At 48.0% G+C, this 16,869-nt stretch carries 15 protein-coding genes; 9 read left to right on the top strand and 6 right to left on the bottom strand.

Features of this window, described 5'->3' with window-relative positions:
• The first annotated feature begins 61 nt into the window (after positions 1-61).
• The 4 genes from ccoG to ACKLNH_RS18105 all read left to right on the top strand — a co-directional run bounded on the left by ccoG (position 62) and on the right by ACKLNH_RS18105 (position 3,717).
• Positions 62-1,483: a cytochrome c oxidase accessory protein CcoG gene (gene ccoG, locus ACKLNH_RS18090; RefSeq protein ID WP_413113660.1), complete on the top strand. Its 1,422-nt coding sequence runs from the start codon at positions 62-64 to the stop codon at positions 1,481-1,483.
• 82 nt (positions 1,484-1,565) lie between these two features.
• A complete protein-coding gene (locus tag ACKLNH_RS18095; protein WP_413113711.1) occupies positions 1,566-2,552 on the top strand; it encodes a serine/threonine protein kinase in 987 nt (328 codons plus the stop codon).
• 44 nt (positions 2,553-2,596) lie between these two features.
• Complete coding sequence (locus tag ACKLNH_RS18100; RefSeq protein ID WP_413113661.1) at positions 2,597-3,202, top strand: thiol:disulfide interchange protein DsbA/DsbL; 606 nt, start codon at positions 2,597-2,599, stop codon at positions 3,200-3,202.
• Between the two features lie 59 nt (positions 3,203-3,261).
• On the top strand, positions 3,262-3,717 hold the full coding sequence (locus tag ACKLNH_RS18105; protein ID WP_413113662.1) for a 2-thiouracil desulfurase family protein: 456 nt from the start codon (positions 3,262-3,264) through the stop codon (positions 3,715-3,717).
• A gap of 116 nt (positions 3,718-3,833) precedes the next feature.
• Here ACKLNH_RS18105 and ACKLNH_RS18110 read toward each other — a convergent pair whose 3' ends face one another.
• Complete coding sequence (locus ACKLNH_RS18110) at positions 3,834-5,360, bottom strand: YifB family Mg chelatase-like AAA ATPase (protein WP_413113663.1); 1,527 nt, start codon at positions 5,358-5,360, stop codon at positions 3,834-3,836.
• Positions 5,361-5,770: 410 nt separating this feature from the next.
• Here ACKLNH_RS18110 and ilvG point away from each other — a divergent pair, with 410 nt between their 5' ends.
• The 5 genes from ilvG to ilvA are packed head-to-tail and all read left to right on the top strand — an operon-like array spanning position 5,771 to position 12,085.
• Positions 5,771-7,423, top strand: coding sequence for an acetolactate synthase 2 catalytic subunit (gene ilvG, locus ACKLNH_RS18115; protein ID WP_413113664.1), 1,653 nt, complete (start codon positions 5,771-5,773; stop codon positions 7,421-7,423).
• Between the two features lies 1 nt (position 7,424).
• A complete protein-coding gene (gene ilvM / locus ACKLNH_RS18120; RefSeq protein WP_413113665.1) occupies positions 7,425-7,709 on the top strand; it encodes an acetolactate synthase 2 small subunit in 285 nt (94 codons plus the stop codon).
• An 11-nt stretch (positions 7,710-7,720) separates the two neighbouring features.
• Positions 7,721-8,665 (top strand): branched-chain amino acid transaminase, encoded by a 945-nt coding sequence (locus tag ACKLNH_RS18125; protein ID WP_413113712.1) that lies wholly within the window; start codon positions 7,721-7,723, stop codon positions 8,663-8,665.
• Positions 8,666-8,678: 13 nt separating this feature from the next.
• On the top strand, positions 8,679-10,520 hold the full coding sequence (gene ilvD, locus ACKLNH_RS18130; RefSeq protein ID WP_413113666.1) for a dihydroxy-acid dehydratase: 1,842 nt from the start codon (positions 8,679-8,681) through the stop codon (positions 10,518-10,520).
• A 5-nt stretch (positions 10,521-10,525) separates the two neighbouring features.
• Complete coding sequence (gene ilvA / locus ACKLNH_RS18135; RefSeq protein ID WP_413113667.1) at positions 10,526-12,085, top strand: threonine ammonia-lyase, biosynthetic; 1,560 nt, start codon at positions 10,526-10,528, stop codon at positions 12,083-12,085.
• Between the two features lie 52 nt (positions 12,086-12,137).
• Here ilvA and ACKLNH_RS18140 read toward each other — a convergent pair whose 3' ends face one another.
• From ACKLNH_RS18140 to atpD, 5 genes are all read right to left on the bottom strand, one after another.
• The gene (locus ACKLNH_RS18140) at positions 12,138-12,530 is read right to left on the bottom strand and encodes a helix-turn-helix domain-containing protein (RefSeq protein WP_413113668.1); all 393 of its coding nucleotides are present in this window, start codon (positions 12,528-12,530) and stop codon (positions 12,138-12,140) included.
• A gap of 231 nt (positions 12,531-12,761) precedes the next feature.
• Entirely contained in the window at positions 12,762-13,136 is a 375-nt protein-coding gene (locus ACKLNH_RS18145) for a helix-turn-helix transcriptional regulator (RefSeq protein WP_413113669.1), read from the bottom strand.
• Positions 13,137-13,403: 267 nt separating this feature from the next.
• On the bottom strand, positions 13,404-14,765 hold the full coding sequence (gene glmU, locus ACKLNH_RS18150) for a bifunctional UDP-N-acetylglucosamine diphosphorylase/glucosamine-1-phosphate N-acetyltransferase GlmU (RefSeq protein ID WP_413113670.1): 1,362 nt from the start codon (positions 14,763-14,765) through the stop codon (positions 13,404-13,406).
• Between the two features lie 246 nt (positions 14,766-15,011).
• Entirely contained in the window at positions 15,012-15,434 is a 423-nt protein-coding gene (locus tag ACKLNH_RS18155) for a F0F1 ATP synthase subunit epsilon (RefSeq protein WP_413113671.1), read from the bottom strand.
• Positions 15,435-15,448: 14 nt separating this feature from the next.
• Positions 15,449-16,852 carry a F0F1 ATP synthase subunit beta gene (atpD, locus tag ACKLNH_RS18160; protein ID WP_413113672.1) on the bottom strand — a complete coding sequence of 468 codons (1,404 nt, stop codon included), beginning with the start codon at positions 16,850-16,852 and terminating at the stop codon, positions 15,449-15,451.
• Between the last annotated feature and the right edge of the window lie 17 nt (positions 16,853-16,869).

Raw genomic sequence — 16,869 nt, forward strand, 5'->3', positions numbered from 1 at the left:
ATCAAAATGCTACAGAAACATTGGTTATAATCAGCGTAGTGTATGATGACAGAGAAAAAGCATGAGCAAGGAACGCACCAAACCACACGCCAGAGATACAGCGAACGCCAGCGTTCATAAAAACAACCAAGATCGCTTCAATCCTTCAAAGCGAATCTATGTCAGGGCCATGCAAGGGCGCTTTCAACGCTTGCGGCGCCATATGGGCTGGTTCTTCATGTTGCTTTTCTTAGGAACCCCGTGGTGGTCATATCAAGGCCGTCAGGCCATCTTGTTAGATATTGCGAGCCAACAGTATCACTTCTTTAGTCTGACCCTATGGCCACAAGATCTCACCTTGCTGGCACTGATTTTTATGATTGCCGCCTTTGGGCTCTTTTTTGCCACCACTTTCTTTGGTCGCGTCTGGTGCGGGTATCTCTGCCCACAAACCGTGTGGACCTTTATCTATATCTGGTGCGAAGAGAAGCTGGAAGGCAATGCGAATAAACGGCGAAAACAAGACAGCCAACCACTAACCGCCAACTTAATTCGACGCAAAGCATTAAAGCACCTTGCATGGATAGCCATCGCCTTAGTAACCGCGCTTAGCTTTGTCGGCTATTTTGTCCCCATTAGACACTTGGTGATTGACTTTTTCACCCTCAGTAGCAGTTTTGCCAGTACCTTCTGGATCCTTTTTTTCACTCTGTGTACCTATGCCAATGCGGGCTGGATGCGTTCAATTGTCTGTCTGCATATGTGCCCCTATGCCCGCTTTCAATCTGCCATGTTTGACCGAGATACGTTTATTGTCGGTTACGAGCCTGAGCGAGGTGAGCCTCGTGGACCTCGCTCACGAAAAACCGATCATCGACAGCAAGGCCTTGGCGATTGCATTGATTGCGACCTATGCGTTCAAGTCTGTCCCACGGGGATAGATATACGTGATGGCTTACAGTATGAATGCATCAACTGTGGGGCATGCGTCGATGCATGCGATCAAACAATGACACGAATGGGCTATCCAACAGGCCTAATTAGCTATACCACAGAGCACAAACTCGCGGGTAAAAAGACCGATATTCTGCGCCCCAAATTAGTCGGGTATGGTATTGTCATCTTGGCGATGATAGGGCTCTTTTTGTATAGCCTAACCACAGTCGAAAACATGGGCTTAGATGTGCTTCGAGATCGCAATCAGCTATTTAAAGTTAATCAGGACGGGGTTATCGAGAACACATACACCTTGAAAGTTCTCAACAAAAGCCAACAAACGCAACGCTACCACCTCGGCGTGAAAGGCCCAGTTAACATCGCTTGGCATGGACCACAACAACTCAGCGTGGCAGCAGGCGGAGTTGCCAATGTTCCGATCAGTTTAGCCGTCGATGCTGACCAGCTAGAACAGAGCATTGTCACGATTCGGTTTATTCTCTACAGCGATACCGATCCAACACGCACTCCCATCGAGACCGAAAGCCGCTTTATCAGCGGCCTATAGTCAGCCAATGAAAAAGGCGCCGCTTGCGCCTTTTGCTTTTCTCCCCCCTCAGCTAAGATAGGTTGACCCAAATAAAATGGATATATTCATGTCGTCATTCAGTTTTTCTGAACTTACCCCCGATCGCCAACTCGATGCGCTAGATAGCGTTGGCATCCATGCAGAAACCGGCTTGTTGGCTCTCAATAGCTATGAAAATCGGGTTTACCAATTTGGCGCAGAAGATGGGCAACGTTACGTCGTAAAGTTTTACCGCCCCCAACGCTGGAGTGATCAACAAATCGAAGAAGAGCATGAATTTGCATTAGAAATTGCCGCCGCTGAAGTGCCTCTTATCGCTCCATTAAAACTGAATAACCAGACTTTACATCATCACCAAGGCTATCGCTTTACCCTCTATCCCAGTGTTGGAGGGCGCCAGTTTGAAGTCGATAATCTAGAACAATTGGAGTGGGTAGGGCGCTATATGGGCCGCATCCACCAAACGGGAAAAGCAAAATGCTTTACCTCACGACCGACCATCGGATTAGATGAGTACCTCTACCAAGCAAGAGAGACATTACACAATATTGACTTCATTCCCGATCATCTGAAAAATACCTTTTTCTCTGATTTAAACTTATTAATCAAAGAGATTGAGTCTCAATGGCACACTGACTGGGCGGCGCTACGTTTACACGGCGATTGCCATCCCGGCAATATCCTCTGGCGTGATTCACCGTTATTTGTGGATTTAGATGACGCTCGAAATGGACCTGCCGTGCAAGACCTTTGGATGCTGCTAAGTGGTAGCAGACAAGATAAACTGGTACAGCTGGATACAGTATTGAACGGTTATGAAGAGTTTTGTCCCTTTGATACACGCCAGTTGCAACTTATTGAGCCTTTACGTGGTCTACGTATGGTGCATCATATGGCATGGCTTGCCCGCCGTTGGGAAGACCCCGCATTTCCGCTGGCCTTTCCTTGGTTTGCAGACAACAAATATTGGGAACAGCAGGTACTCAGCTTTAAAGAGCAAATTTCCGTATTACGCGAGCCACCACTGAGCCTAATGCCACAATGGTAAACAACGAATATATAACAATAAGATTTTTTCAAAAGGAGAGTTTAATGTTTAAAAAGATACTGACCCTACTCGCTGCCGCTAGCATGACGCTATCGGTGCAAGCCGCTAATTTCAAAGAGGGCGCGCACTACACTGTGCTATCACAGTTAGATAAGTCATCATCTCCCTTAGTTACTGAGTTCTTCTCATTCTACTGCCCACACTGCTTTCGCTTCGAACCATTAATGAAGGAAGTGAAAGATAGCTTGCCTGACAATGCTAAATTCCAAAAAAACCATGTCTCTTTCATGGGTGGAAATATGGGCATGTCAATGAGCAAAGCGTACGCAACGGCTGTGGCACTAAAAGCCGAAGAGTCAGTTGTTCCTGCACTGTTTCAACGTGTTCACGTTTTAAATACGCCACCACGTAATGAGCAAGAGATTCGACAAATTTTTATCGATGAGGGTGTAGAGGCCAGTAAATTCGATGGCGCCTTCAACAGCTTTGCTGTCAACTCAATGGTCAATCGCTATGATAAGCACTTCACTGACAGCGGCTTACGCGGCGTACCCGCGATTATCGTTAATAACCAATACCATGTATTAACAAGCGAACTTAGCTCTAACGAAGAGTACATTGAGCTAATTAACTATTTGCTGACAAAATAGTATGGCTATCGCATAATAAAAACAGGCCCGCAACGGGCCTTTTTTATTGGGATATAAACATGGAAAAAATACTAATTAGTCGCTGCCTACTTGGCGAAAGAGTACGTTATGACGGTGACAATAATCTCTCGACACATCCCATCATTGAGCAATGGAAGCCATACTGGGTCCCCTTGTGCCCCGAAGTGCAGGGCGGCTTACCCATTCCTCGACTGCCCGCTGAGATCCAGCCAGATGGTCGCGTTTGTACCATTGTGGGTGGTGATGTTACTGCCGCATTTCAGCGCGGGGCACTGCATGCACTGACGTTGTGCCACCAACACAATATCCGCTTTGCCGTCCTAAAAGAGAACAGCCCTTCTTGTGGTCGCCATCATATTTATGACGGCCAATTTAACGGCAGCAAAATTTCTGGTCATGGCATGACCACATTGGCACTCCTAAACGCAGGTATTCAGGTATTTTCTGAACACGAACTGGACGCCCTGGTCGCTGCCATTAATGAAGCTAAATAGCCACCCTTACACTGCCAGCGATGACGCAACCAAGCTGGAAACTGGCGCTTAAATCTAGGGTCAGAAAAATAGTCCCTTGCAATGATGTCTCTACGGGAATAACGTGTAAACCCACATTAACTCACCTGTTGCGACAATTGCTTTAATAAACGATCCATTGCACGATAACCCAAAGCCTCTGCAAGGTGTGCCCGTTCAATCTTTTTCGTCTCCTGCAAATCAGCAATTGTGCGGGCAACCTTAATCAGCCGATGATAGGCACGAATAGACAGGCCCAAGCGATGCAACGCCGTTTCCAAAAACGCCGCATCCTCTTTATGCAGTGGGCAATGGCGATCAATTTCTCGCCCAGTCAGCAGAGCGTTCACCTTGCCAGAACGAGATAACATCTTTTCTCTTGCCTGTGCGACACGCTGTCGCACTTGTGCTGTCGACTCCCCCCGCTCACCGCCTTCGGCCAGCATTCCTTTCGGCAATAAGGGGATCTCCAACGACATATCGAAGCGATCCAACAACGGCCCTGATAACTTACTCAGATAACGTAAGATCATCTGCGGATTCGTGCGTGTTTGCTCGCCATCATAGTAGCCTGTTGGACTTGGGTTCAACGCACCTAGCAGTTGAAAGCGCGCAGGAAACGTAGTTTTACTGCTTGCTCGAGATATGACAATTTCCCCAGACTCCAGCGGCTCTCGCAATGAGTCCAACACCTTTCTCTCAAACTCAGGCATTTCATCCAAAAACAATACCCCATTATGTGACAGCGAAATTTCACCAGGGCGAGGAATGGAGCCCCCACCAACTAGCGCCGCCATCGAGCTAGAGTGATGCGGAGAGCGAAACGGGCGATAGCGCCAATTTCCTTCATGAATGTCTTGATGAGTCAAAGACGCGATTGCCGCCGTCTCCATTGCCTCTGCAATCGTCATGAGGGGCAAAAGGTCACACAGTCGCGAGGCAAGCATGGTTTTTCCAGTACCTGGCGGGCCCATGAACAGCAAATTGTGTCCGCCTGCCGCTGCAATTTCCAACCCTCGCTTCCCTTGCTGTTGACCAATGATATCTTGCAAATCGCGCTCTGGCACCGACTCTGTTGGTAGCTGTATATCGGGCTCAGCAAGCGATAAGGCTTGCTGACCCGCCAAAAATGCGCACACAGCAAGCAAACCTGACGCCGATTTGTGCTGCGCCTTACCCACTAATGCTGCTTGGCTAGCATTGCAATCTGGCACCACCAATGTTCTCTGGCACTGTAACGCGGCAACCGCTGCGGGAAGAACACCTTTGACGCCACGTAACTCCCCAGATAGCGCCAACTCACCAATAAACTCACAACTAGACAGCAAAGTATCGGGAATTTGCGCTGATGCCGCCAAAATGCCCAACGCGATGGGCAAATCAAACCGTCCCCCCTCTTTGGGTAGGTCGGCAGGGGCTAAGTTCACCGTAATCCTTCGGGCTGGAAATTCAAAATTGGCATTAATAATGGCGCTACGAACGCGATCTTTGGCTTCTTTTACCGTAGTTTCTGGCAAGCCGACCAATTGAAATGCAGGCATACCGTTGCTGATATGCACCTCTACCGTCACCTGTGGTGCATCAACCCCAACGCAGGCTCGACTGTGTACTATCGCCAATGCCATCGTTTTATTCGCCCTCTGAATATTACAAATCAAACACACAGAGTTAACGAAATACACCTTCATCGCGAACAAGTTTTTTGCACTTTTTACTTGTCATGTGACCTGTGTCTGTGTTACTCCTAGAGATAAGCAACACAACTACATAAAAATAGCGTTTTTAACCAAGATTACTGGATAGACAGTCAATGAACCTTACTGCTCGCTTGCTCGTCCTCATTATTGAAATTATTGTGGTGATTATATTACCGCAACGGGGGCTAACAGGCGCAGAGTAAGGAGCAACAAACAAACGCACTAGCCCCCGCACTGAAAGGTTCGGGGGCTTTTTCATACTATGAGCATTGATGGAATGGTGCATAAAAATTCATTGTGACCGTAATAATCACACGAAAATAGGCAAGGAGATAATAATGACAGGGGCAGAGTTAGTAGTAGAAACGCTGCATAAAAACGGTATTAACACAATCTTTGGCTACCCTGGCGGCGCAATCATGCCTATTTATGATGCTTTGTATGATGGTGATGTTGAGCATATTTTATGCCGTCATGAACAAGGTGCCGTCATAGCAGCCATTGGGATGGCAAGAGCAACGCAAGATGTTGCTGTTTGTATGGCTACCTCTGGTCCTGGGGCAACGAATCTAGTGACCGGACTGGCGGATGCCTTTTTAGATTCCATTCCACTGGTAGCGATCACTGGCCAAGTTGCCAGCTCTCATATCGGCACCGACGCCTTCCAAGAGATGGATGTGATTGGCATGTCACTCTCTTGTACCAAGCACAGCTACCTCGTTACCGATATCAATGATCTCGCCGCAACATTATCAGAAGCGTTTGAGGTTGCAAAGTCTGGTCGTCCAGGGCCTGTTGTGGTCGATATCGCCAAAGATGTTCAACTCGCACAAGTGCCCGCCCACCTCAACAGTATCTGCGCACCGTCCGTATTCAACCAACCGACCGCGACAAAGGACGACATTGCCAAAGCACAAGCACTTCTTTCGCAAAGCGAGCGCCCTGTCTTGTACGTGGGAGGAGGGGTACAACTTGGTCATGCGACCGAAACCGTTCGAGAATTTTTACGTCACAATCCCATGCCATCAGTCTGTACCTTAAAAGGCTTAGGGACAATTGAACGCCATGACCCCCATTTTCTTGGCATGCTCGGCATGCATGGTACCAAAGCGGCCAACCTAATTGTCCAAGAGTGCGATTTGCTCATTGTTGTTGGTGCACGTTTTGATGACCGTGTTACCGGCAGACTGGATACCTTTGCCCCAAATGCCAAAGTGATTCATATCGACATTGATGCAGCCGAAATCCACAAACTACGCCATGCAAACGCACCGGTACGCAGTGACATCCCAGCAGCATTACCGCAATTAACCTTGCAACAAGAGATCGGGGCTTGGCTGGAGCATAGCGAAAGCCTACGCAGCAGCTTTAAGTGGCGCTATGATCACCCAGGCGAGCTTATCTATGCGCCCGGTTTATTGAAACAATTATCCGATATGATGCCTGACACATCGATTATCTCAACCGATGTCGGTCAGCATCAAATGTGGGCAGCACAACATATCCAACCACGAGAACCACAGAATTTCATCACCTCGGCAGGGCTAGGCACCATGGGGTTCGGTCTACCCGCTGCGATGGGCGCCGCGGTAGCTAGACCCAATGACCAGTCGATTCTGATCACTGGCGACGGCTCGTTTATGATGAATATCCAAGAGCTTGGTACCTTAAAGCGTCGTCAAATCCCAGTAAAAATCGTCTTGCTTAATAACCACCGCCTCGGCATGGTTCGCCAGTGGCAATCGCTGTTCTTTGATGGCCGCCATAGTGAGACGATCTTAGATGACAACCCCGATTTTGTGATGTTAGCAAAAGCGTTTGATATCCCGGGTAAAACCATAACGAAGAAAGAAGAGGTTGAACCCGCGCTAAAAGAACTGTTAGAGAGTAAAACCGCTTACTTACTGCATGTTTTGATCGATGAAGAAGAGAACGTATGGCCACTGGTACCGCCAGGCGCCTCCAACAACGAAATGCTGGAGAACACATAAAATGCAAAGATACTTAATCGACATTAAAGCTGACGATAAGCCTGTGTTACTGGAACGTGTTCTGCGTGTTGTCCGCCACCGCGGCTTTATCATTCGACAAGTCGCTGGCACACAAAATCATGACAGTAAGGTTGCCAGCGTAGAAATCATCGTCGACAGCGATCGACCGATCTCATTTTTGACCAATCAAATAGAAAAACTCTGGGATGTACGTACAGTGGATGTTACCCGAATCGCCAACGATTCACTCCCAAACAACAACTTACAACAAAAAATTTGCGCATAAGGAAGGCAATGATGGCAACAAAAACAGCAGACTACATTTGGTTCAACGGCGAAATGCTTCCCTGGGCTGACGCCAATGTTCACGTACTCACTCATGCAATGCACTACGGTACCTCTGTGTTTGAAGGGGTTCGCTGCTATAACACTCCGAAGGGTCCGATTGTCTTCCGCCACCGCGAACATGCGCAGCGTCTTAAAAATTCAGCCAAAATCTACCGCTTCCCAATCCCTTACTCAGTGGAAGAGATCATGGAAGCGACCCGAGAAACGCTGCGCCAAAATAAGCTCGAGAGTGCTTACATTCGCCCACTCGGGTTTGTGGGTAATGTGGGGTTGGGCGTGTGTCCTCCTGCCGATACAGAGATGGATTTAATCATCGCGGCCTTTCCTTGGGGATCTTATCTTGGTGAAGAGGCACTTGAGAATGGCGTGAACGCGATGATTTCGAGCTGGAATCGCGCGGCACCCAACACTATTCCAACGGCAGCTAAAGCGGGCGGTAACTACTTGTCATCACTCTTAGTGGGTGGCGAAGCACGTCGCAATGGCTACGATGAAGGCATCGCTTTAAGTGTGGACGGTTATTTGTCTGAAGGGGCTGGTGAGAACATCTTTGTTGTCAAAGATGGCGTAATCACCACACCACCAGCCACTAGCGCAATTTTACCGGGTATCACGCGTGATTCGATCATGATCATCGCTCGCGATAAGGGCTATGACGTACGTGAAGCCAATATTGCTCGAGAAGCACTCTATCTTGCTGACGAAGTCTTTATGACTGGCACAGCAGCGGAAATCGTGCCTGTCGCCACCATTGATCAAATTGATGTTGGTAGTGGCAAGCGCGGCCCGATCACTAAAGAATTGCAAGCCGCCTATTTTGGACTCTTCGATGGTACCACGGAAGACAAGTGGGGCTGGTTAGACTACGTATACCCTGCAGACGCGGCAAAATAAGGAAATATGCACAATGCCTAAATACAGATCAGCAACCACCACTCACGGACGAAATATGGCAGGGGCGAGAGCCTTGTGGCGTGCGACTGGCGTCAAGGACGAAGACTTCGGCAAACCAATCATCGCCGTGGTTAACTCGTTTACCCAATTTGTTCCCGGTCATGTTCACCTTAAAGATCTCGGTCAGCTCGTCGCTAGCGAAATAGAAGCAGCTGGTGGTATTGCCAAAGAATTTAACACTATTGCTGTCGATGATGGCATCGCGATGGGGCATGGTGGCATGTTGTATTCCCTGCCATCACGTGAACTGATCGCTGACTCCGTTGAGTATATGGTCAATGCCCACTGTGCTGACGCCATGGTATGTATCTCCAATTGCGACAAAATCACCCCCGGCATGTTGATGGCCTCTTTACGCCTTAATATCCCGGTCATTTTCGTGTCTGGCGGTCCAATGGAAGCCGGCAAAACGAAGCTATCGGATCAATTAATTAAACTTGATCTTGTTGATGCCATGATGAAAGGCGCAGATCCTCATGTGTCTGACGAAGAGAGCGAACAGATCGAACGATCCGCCTGTCCAACTTGTGGCTCTTGTTCTGGTATGTTTACCGCGAACTCAATGAACTGTTTAACCGAAGCATTAGGCTTAAGCCAACCAGGCAATGGCTCAATGCTGGCGACCCATGCCGATAGACGTTCGCTATTCGTTAATGCTGGTAAACGCATTGTGGCGCTAACCAAGCGCTACTATGAGCAAGATGACGAATCGGCATTGCCACGCAACATTGCCAACAAAGCCGCGTTTGAAAATGCCATGGCTCTCGATATTGCCATGGGCGGCTCGACCAATACCGTTCTTCATCTCTTAGCGGCGGCACAAGAAGGGGACATCGACTTCAACATGGAAGACATCGACAAGATGTCGCGTCGCGTACCTCACTTATGTAAGGTGGCACCTTCAACGCAAAAATACCACATGGAAGATGTCCACCGAGCGGGTGGGGTGATCGGTATCCTTGGTGAACTGGATCGTGCCGGCTTATTAAATAGCGACTGCTACAACGTACTAGGTCAAACCCAAAAAGAGACGCTCGCACAATACGATATCGCATTGAGTGATGATAATGATGTTGATACCTTCTTCCGTGCTGGCCCTGCTGGTGTTCGAACGACCGAAGCCTTCTCGCAAGATTGCCGCTGGGATACGGTAGATAACGATCGTGAAAAGGGCTGTATTCGCTCGAAAGACTATGCCTATAGCCAAGACGGGGGGCTTGCTGTCCTATCCGGAAATATCGCGTTGGATGGCTGTATTGTTAAGACCGCCGGTGTAGATGAAAGCTGTTTGGTCTTTGAAGGCCCTGCGGTTGTTTATGAAAGCCAAGAGAGCGCTGTTGAAGGCATACTGGGTGGGCAAGTCAAAGCCGGTGATGTGGTGGTTATCCGCTATGAAGGCCCGAAAGGGGGCCCTGGTATGCAAGAGATGCTGTACCCTACCACTTACCTTAAATCCATGGGGCTAGGTAAAGCCTGCGCCCTAATTACTGATGGTCGCTTCTCCGGTGGTACCAGCGGGTTATCGATTGGCCATGTTTCTCCAGAAGCCGCCAATGGCGGCACTATCGGCTTAGTGGAAAGTGGCGATACCATCACCATCCATATCCCTGAGCGACGGATTGAGTTGAAGGTGAATGATAGCGTGTTAGCCGCACGTCGCGAACAAGTGGAACAGCGTGGCTGGAAACCCAAAGACCGTCAGCGCGAAGTCTCTTTTGCGCTTAAAGCCTACGCCAGCATGGCCACCAGCGCAGATAAAGGAGCAGTGCGTGATAAACGCCTGCTTGAGGAGTAAGCTGTATGTCTGATACGAATTTACAACTGACAGCGGAGGATGCCCCACTTAGTGGGGCTGACTACCTACGAGAAATCTTGCGTGCCCCGGTCTACGAAGTTGCTGTCGTCTCCCCCTTGCAGCCATTGTCGCGCCTCTCTGCTCGACTCAACAACCATATTCAGTTAAAGCGTGAAGATCGTCAGCCTGTTCACTCGTTTAAGCTACGTGGCGCTTACAACATGATGGCTCAGCTTAGCCCAGAGCAAAAACGGGCAGGGGTGATTACAGCGTCAGCAGGCAATCATGCCCAAGGGTTGGCACTTTCTGGCACCAAACTCGGCGTAAAAACCGTTATCGTCATGCCGCTGATTACGCCTAGCATCAAAGTAGAGGCAGTGAAAAGCTTTGGCGGCGAAGTATTACTGCATGGCAATAACTTTGATGAGGCGAAAGCGCACGCAGAAGCATTAGCTGCACAGCGTCATTTCACCTATGTTCCTCCTTTTGATCACCCCATGGTTATTGCAGGGCAGGGGACCATTGGCATGGAGCTATTACAGCAAAACAGCCATCTCGATTATATTTTTGTTCCCGTTGGCGGCGGTGGACTTGCTGCCGGTATTGCACTGCTGATCAAACAGCTCATGCCACACATTAAAGTGATCGGCGTTGAAGCTGAAGATTCTGCTTGTCTACGTGCAGCCCTAGATGCTGGGGAGCCCGTCTCTCTCAATCAAGTGGGCATGTTTGCTGATGGGGTTGCTGTTAAACATATTGGCACTGAAACATTTCGCCTCTGCGATCAGTATCTTGATGATGCCATCACGGTTAGCAGTGATGAGATTTGTGCGGCAATGAAAGATATTTTTGAAGATACCCGTGCCATTGCAGAGCCTTCAGGGGCACTGTCGTTAGCTGGTTTAAAAAAGTATGCGGGTCAACACCAACTGGCCGACAAGCAAATGACTGCCATCTTATCCGGTGCCAACTTTAACTTTCACGGCTTACGCTATGTGTCTGAACGCTGTGAACTTGGTGAGAAACGTGAAGGATTATTGGCCGTTACGATACCCGAGCGCCCAGGTGCCTTTTTAGACTTTTGCCGTTTAATTGGTGGACGGGCCGTCACCGAATTTAACTACCGTTACAGTGACGACAACTTGGCAAATGTTTTTGTCGGTATTCGCCTTCAGCAAGGGCAAACCGAGCGCGATAGCATCATTCAAGACCTACGCAAAGGCGGTTATCCCGTCGTCGATCTCAGTGATGATGAGATGGCGAAACAGCATATTCGTTATATGATAGGTGGACGCCCATCAAAAGCGATGAAAGAGCGTTTATATAGCTTTGAATTTCCAGAATACCCTGGTGCATTAGTCAAGTTCCTAACCACATTAGGTACACACTGGAACATTAGTCTATTTAATTACCGCAATCATGGTGCCGATTATGGTCGTGTATTGTGCGGTTTTGAACTGGATGATCATGACCTGCTCTCGTTCACCAGTCACTTACGTGAGCTAGGTTATCACTGGAAGGATGAAACCGATAACCCTGCCTTTCAGTTCTTTTTGGCTCACTAAAAGCGTTGCTCTGTGTACCACCAATAAAAAAGCCTCCGTAGAGGCTTTTTTATTAGGCTAATTTCGGCTCAAATTTTATCGGTGCAACCCGCATATCATGATATTCACTTAAGTAGGTAAAAAGCTGAATATTCTGTGTCAGTAGCGTCTGACGCATATCTCTTGGTAGCTCCGCCAGCAGTTGTAGCATTCGTTGAATACTGTCCTGCTCCATTTGATCTAAGCCCTGTTCGTTATCCCCATATAAAAACCACGATATCGGACGCTGCGTCAATTCCGCTATTTTCAATAACACAGAAATCCTTGGCTCTGTTTTGCCAGTTTCTAAATCTAGATAGGTTTGACGGGCGATATCCAAACTCTTTGCCATCGCGACTTGTGTGATATTCTGCCATTCCCGCGCATCCCTTATTCGGACTGCAATGTCAGCACGCGATACATCCATATCCTTACACCTCTATCAACTAAATTATCAACACATATACAGCTTAGACTACACAGTTAGTACTCAACCAAATTATGCCCACTCAATTAGGCAACGCATTGCTGTTAGCAATAATCTGTGAAGCCAATACCAGCATGACGAAATATAGCGACAGGTTATCAAAAAAGTGCCTTAAGTGATATACATCGCACAGATATGCAACAAGCTGCAAAATTACAACTACCATCGGCACTACTGCTTTTTCGTTAACGAATAGGTGTAATCCGCCATAAATTCGGCCATGCGAATACTTTGATCGAGTACTGCTGTACGGGCAACGTTTGGCAAACGGTTGAAGTGGCGCAACAATGTTTCAATCTCTTGCTTGTACTCACTTTCAATAATCTCTAAGCCCTGATCACCGTAGATAAACCACGTCAACGGACGCTCAGTCAACGTGGCAATCTCCGACAATAAACGCACCTTTGGTTCTGTCTTGCCCGTTTCGAGATCAAGATAAGTTTGACGTGCAACATTCAATGTTTTTGCCATATAAACTTGAGTCAGTCCCTTCCACTCGCGCGCCTCTTTAATCCGTGCTGCAATGTCTTTCTTCATATCTGTCATAACAACTCCCAAATGAAACAGTGGATAGATGACAAAAATAGTGCATAAGGCGCGCCAATTTTACGGGCACAATTAATCACCAATAGGATCAACACCTTGCTATTTAGTGTTTAATAACTGATACAGTTTGATTTCTATTTTGCCTAACTTTTTAGAACGTCCATTCTCCCGTTTCTGCAAAATGCAATTAACACAATTGCATTTTGCGCACAAAAAAAGAGGCATCGAAATGCCCCTTTTTATTTATCTAGTTTACTAAAATGTGGTTTAGCGTTGTTTAACTGGGCGCTTCCAGCCTTTAATGGTTCGGGCTGGTGCGCGTGTTATAACAAGATCGTCTGCTGCGACGTCCTTATTAATCGTCGCGCCAGCGCCAATTGTCGCCCCCGCACCAATTTTAACGGGTGCTATCAATTGTGAGTCAGAACCAACGAAGACATCATCAGCAATCTCAGTCTTGAACTTATTCGCGCCATCATAGTTACAGGTAATGGTTCCCGCACCAATATTTACGCGATCCCCAATCTCAGCATCCCCTAAATAGGTTAAGTGATTGGCTTTTGAGCCTCTCCCTAGGCGGGTTTTTTTTACTTCAACAAAGTTACCAACATGAGAATCTCCCACCAGCTCTGTGCCTGGGCGCAAGCGCGCAAACGGACCCACGGTACAGTCTTCGCCTACAATGGCATCTTCGACAATAGAATGCGGGCGAATTACCGTATTGTCATCGATGACACAGTCTTTCAAAATACAGCCCGCACCAACAAAAACGTTATCACCTAATGTCACTTGTCCTTCGATGATCACATTCACATCAATTTCAACATCGGTGCCGCACTGCAATTGACCGCGCAGATCAAAGCGAGCTGGGTCGCGTAGCATGACGCCTTGCTCAAGCAGGCGCTCAGCTTGATGCGCCTGATACGCGCGCTCTAAACGTGCGAGCTGAATACGGTTGTTCACCCCTTCAACTTCAATCGCGCGCTCAGGATGTACAGCTTCAACCGCTCGTCCCTCTTGATGCGCAATGGCAATAATATCGGTTAGATAGTATTCACCTTGTGCGTTTTCGTTTTTCACCTGAGCTAACCAACGCTTCAGATCGCCACCGTTGGCCACCATAACGCCAGTGTTAATTTCTTTAATGAGTTGTTGTTGCTCAGTCGCATCTTTTTGCTCAACAATCGCCACAACCGGACCATTACGTCGAATAATGCGCCCATAGCCCGTTGGGTTATCCAACACCACCGTTAATAGCGCAATACCGTCAGTGGGTTGTGCTTCTAATAGGTTATCTAGGGTTTGCTGGCTGATGAGTGGGACATCGCCATACAGCACTAAGACCTGCTCATCATCACGAAAACCGTCAGCTGCGCTGTTAACAGCATGACCGGTACCCAACTGCTCCGCTTGTAGTACCCAGTTTACAGGCTCATCTTTCAACATTGCCTGCATTGTCTCGCCACCATGGCCATAAACCAAGTGGATGTCTTTGGCACCCAAATCGACACAAGTATCGATAACATGTTTCGCCATCGGACGACCCGCCAAGGTATGGAGTACCTTCGGCAAGTTTGAATACATGCGGGTCCCTTTACCCGCCGCTAGAATCACTGCGCTAAAAGCCATGAATGAATCCCTTTTTATGCCTAGCCAATATATTTTTACGAATATGGCGTGTAATTTTGTAGGTAGAATAGTAGCGAGAAGGCCGAGTAAAAGTCACTAGTAAGGTAGTTATTTTAGTGGCAATTAGCCTTTTTCTGTCCATTACACTGCAAATTACTTCATTTTAATCATCACTTGATCCACCCACCAAGTGCAACATACAAAAAAGGCCTGAACAATCAGGCCTTTTTATTCAACATGACACCATCAATTAGAGTGTTTTACTAATTCAATCACTCGCAACTGTGCAATCGCTTTTGCAAGATCACTGGCTGCTTGTGCAAAGTCAATGTCACCATGTGGATGCTGAATCTGCTCCTCAGCCTGACGCTTCGCTTCTTCAGCTTTAGCGGTATCGAGCTCTTCACCACGAATAGCAGTGTCGGCTAACACAGTGACAGCGTTGGGTTGGACTTCCAACATGCCACCAGAGAGATAAATGATCTCTTCATGTCCATGCTGCTTCACAATACGAATCATGCCTGGCACAACCGACGTAAGTAGCGGCGTATGTCCGGCAAAAACACCCAGTTCCCCTTCGCTTCCCGTCACCTGAATAGACTCAACAAGGCCTGAGAACAGCTGTTTTTCTGCACTGACAACGTCAAGCTTAAACGTAATCGCAGCCATATTGCCTCCTCAGATTAAAAGCTCTGTGCTTTTTCAATAACATCTTCAATGGCACCGCAATACATAAAGGCTTGCTCTGGAATATCGTCATACTCTCCAGACAGTAACCCTTTAAAACTACGCAGCGTATCTGACAGTGGAACATAGATGCCAGGGTCACCGGTAAAGACTTCTGCGACATGATAAGGCTGCGTAAGGAAACGCTCAATCTTACGGGCCCGAGATACCGTCTGCTTGTCTTCTTCAGACAGTTCATCCATGCCTAAGATAGCAATGATATCTTTGAGCTCTTTGTAACGCTGCAACACCGATTGCACACCACGGGCAATGTCATAGTGCTCTTGACCCACCACTAACGGATCAAGTTGACGAGACGTTGAATCCAATGGGTCTATCGCGGGATACAAGCCCAGCGACGCGATTTGACGTGATAACACCACGGTTGCATCCAAGTGAGCAAACGTCGTTGCTGGCGAGGGATCGGTTAAGTCATCGGCTGGGACATATACCGCTTGAACCGATGTGATCGAACCTTTCTTGGTTGATGTGATGCGCTCTTGCAACACCCCCATCTCCTCGGCCAATGTTGGCTGATAACCTACCGCAGACGGCATTCGACCCAATAGAGCAGAAACCTCTGTACCGGCAAGGGTATAACGGTAAATGTTATCAATAAACAGCAAGACATCACGCCCTTCATCACGGAAACGTTCTGCCATTGTCAGACCCGTTAACGCAACGCGAAGACGGTTACCCGGAGGCTCGTTCATCTGACCATAGACCATGGCCACTTTGGACTCTTCAGGTTGCTCTAAATTCACCACCCCAGCTTCTTGCATCTCATAATAGAAGTCGTTCCCTTCACGGGTTCGTTCTCCTACACCAGCAAAGACTGACAATCCGGAGTGCTTCAAGGCAATGTTATTGATCAACTCCATCATGTTGACGGTTTTACCCACACCCGCCCCCCCAAACAGACCGATTTTACCGCCTTTGGCAAAGGGACAAATGAGATCAATAACCTTAACGCCGGTCTCTAACAACTCTGTCGCGCTAGATTGCTCCTCATAGCTTGGCGCAGAACGGTGAATTTCATAGCGTTCATCTTCACCTATCTCACCACGCTCATCTATCGGATCGCCCAATACATTCATAATACGGCCCAATGTGGCGTTACCCACTGGCACTTTAATCGGGTGACCGGAATTTTCTACTTCTAGACCACGACGCAGACCATCTGAAGAACCCATGGCTATCGTTCGAACGATACCGCCACCAAGCTGTTGCTGAACTTCCAGCACCAGACGCTCTCCATCTCGTTTCACATTCAATGCATCATATACCTGCGGCACTGAACTTTGTGGAAACTCTACGTCGACTACCGCACCGATGATCTGTACGACCTTACCTGTAGCCATCGTTAATCCTCTATTCT

Origin of the sequence: Thaumasiovibrio clandestinus (assembly GCF_047250365.1) — a bacterium.
Classification (GTDB): Bacteria; Pseudomonadota; Gammaproteobacteria; order Enterobacterales; family Vibrionaceae; genus Thaumasiovibrio.

Excerpts from the sequence above, each read along its gene's own strand:
- ACKLNH_RS18145 (WP_413113669.1), bottom strand. The coding sequence starts at position 13,136 with ATGACAGATATGAAGAAAGACATTGCAGCACGGATTAAAGAGGCGCGC.
- ACKLNH_RS18155 (WP_413113671.1), bottom strand. The coding sequence starts at position 15,434 with ATGGCTGCGATTACGTTTAAGCTTGACGTTGTCAGTGCAGAAAAACAG.
- ilvM (WP_413113665.1), top strand. The coding sequence starts at position 7,425 with ATGCAAAGATACTTAATCGACATTAAAGCTGACGATAAGCCTGTGTTA.
- ACKLNH_RS18110 (WP_413113663.1), bottom strand. The coding sequence starts at position 5,360 with ATGGCATTGGCGATAGTACACAGTCGAGCCTGCGTTGGGGTTGATGCA.
- ACKLNH_RS18140 (WP_413113668.1), bottom strand. The coding sequence starts at position 12,530 with ATGGATGTATCGCGTGCTGACATTGCAGTCCGAATAAGGGATGCGCGG.
- ccoG (WP_413113660.1), top strand. The coding sequence starts at position 62 with ATGAGCAAGGAACGCACCAAACCACACGCCAGAGATACAGCGAACGCC.
- ACKLNH_RS18125 (WP_413113712.1), top strand. The coding sequence starts at position 7,721 with ATGGCAACAAAAACAGCAGACTACATTTGGTTCAACGGCGAAATGCTT.
- ilvA (WP_413113667.1), top strand. The coding sequence starts at position 10,526 with ATGTCTGATACGAATTTACAACTGACAGCGGAGGATGCCCCACTTAGT.
- ACKLNH_RS18105 (WP_413113662.1), top strand. The coding sequence starts at position 3,262 with ATGGAAAAAATACTAATTAGTCGCTGCCTACTTGGCGAAAGAGTACGT.
- ACKLNH_RS18100 (WP_413113661.1), top strand. The coding sequence starts at position 2,597 with ATGTTTAAAAAGATACTGACCCTACTCGCTGCCGCTAGCATGACGCTA.
- atpD (WP_413113672.1), bottom strand. The coding sequence starts at position 16,852 with ATGGCTACAGGTAAGGTCGTACAGATCATCGGTGCGGTAGTCGACGTA.
- glmU (WP_413113670.1), bottom strand. The coding sequence starts at position 14,765 with ATGGCTTTTAGCGCAGTGATTCTAGCGGCGGGTAAAGGGACCCGCATG.
- ilvG (WP_413113664.1), top strand. The coding sequence starts at position 5,771 with ATGACAGGGGCAGAGTTAGTAGTAGAAACGCTGCATAAAAACGGTATT.
- ilvD (WP_413113666.1), top strand. The coding sequence starts at position 8,679 with ATGCCTAAATACAGATCAGCAACCACCACTCACGGACGAAATATGGCA.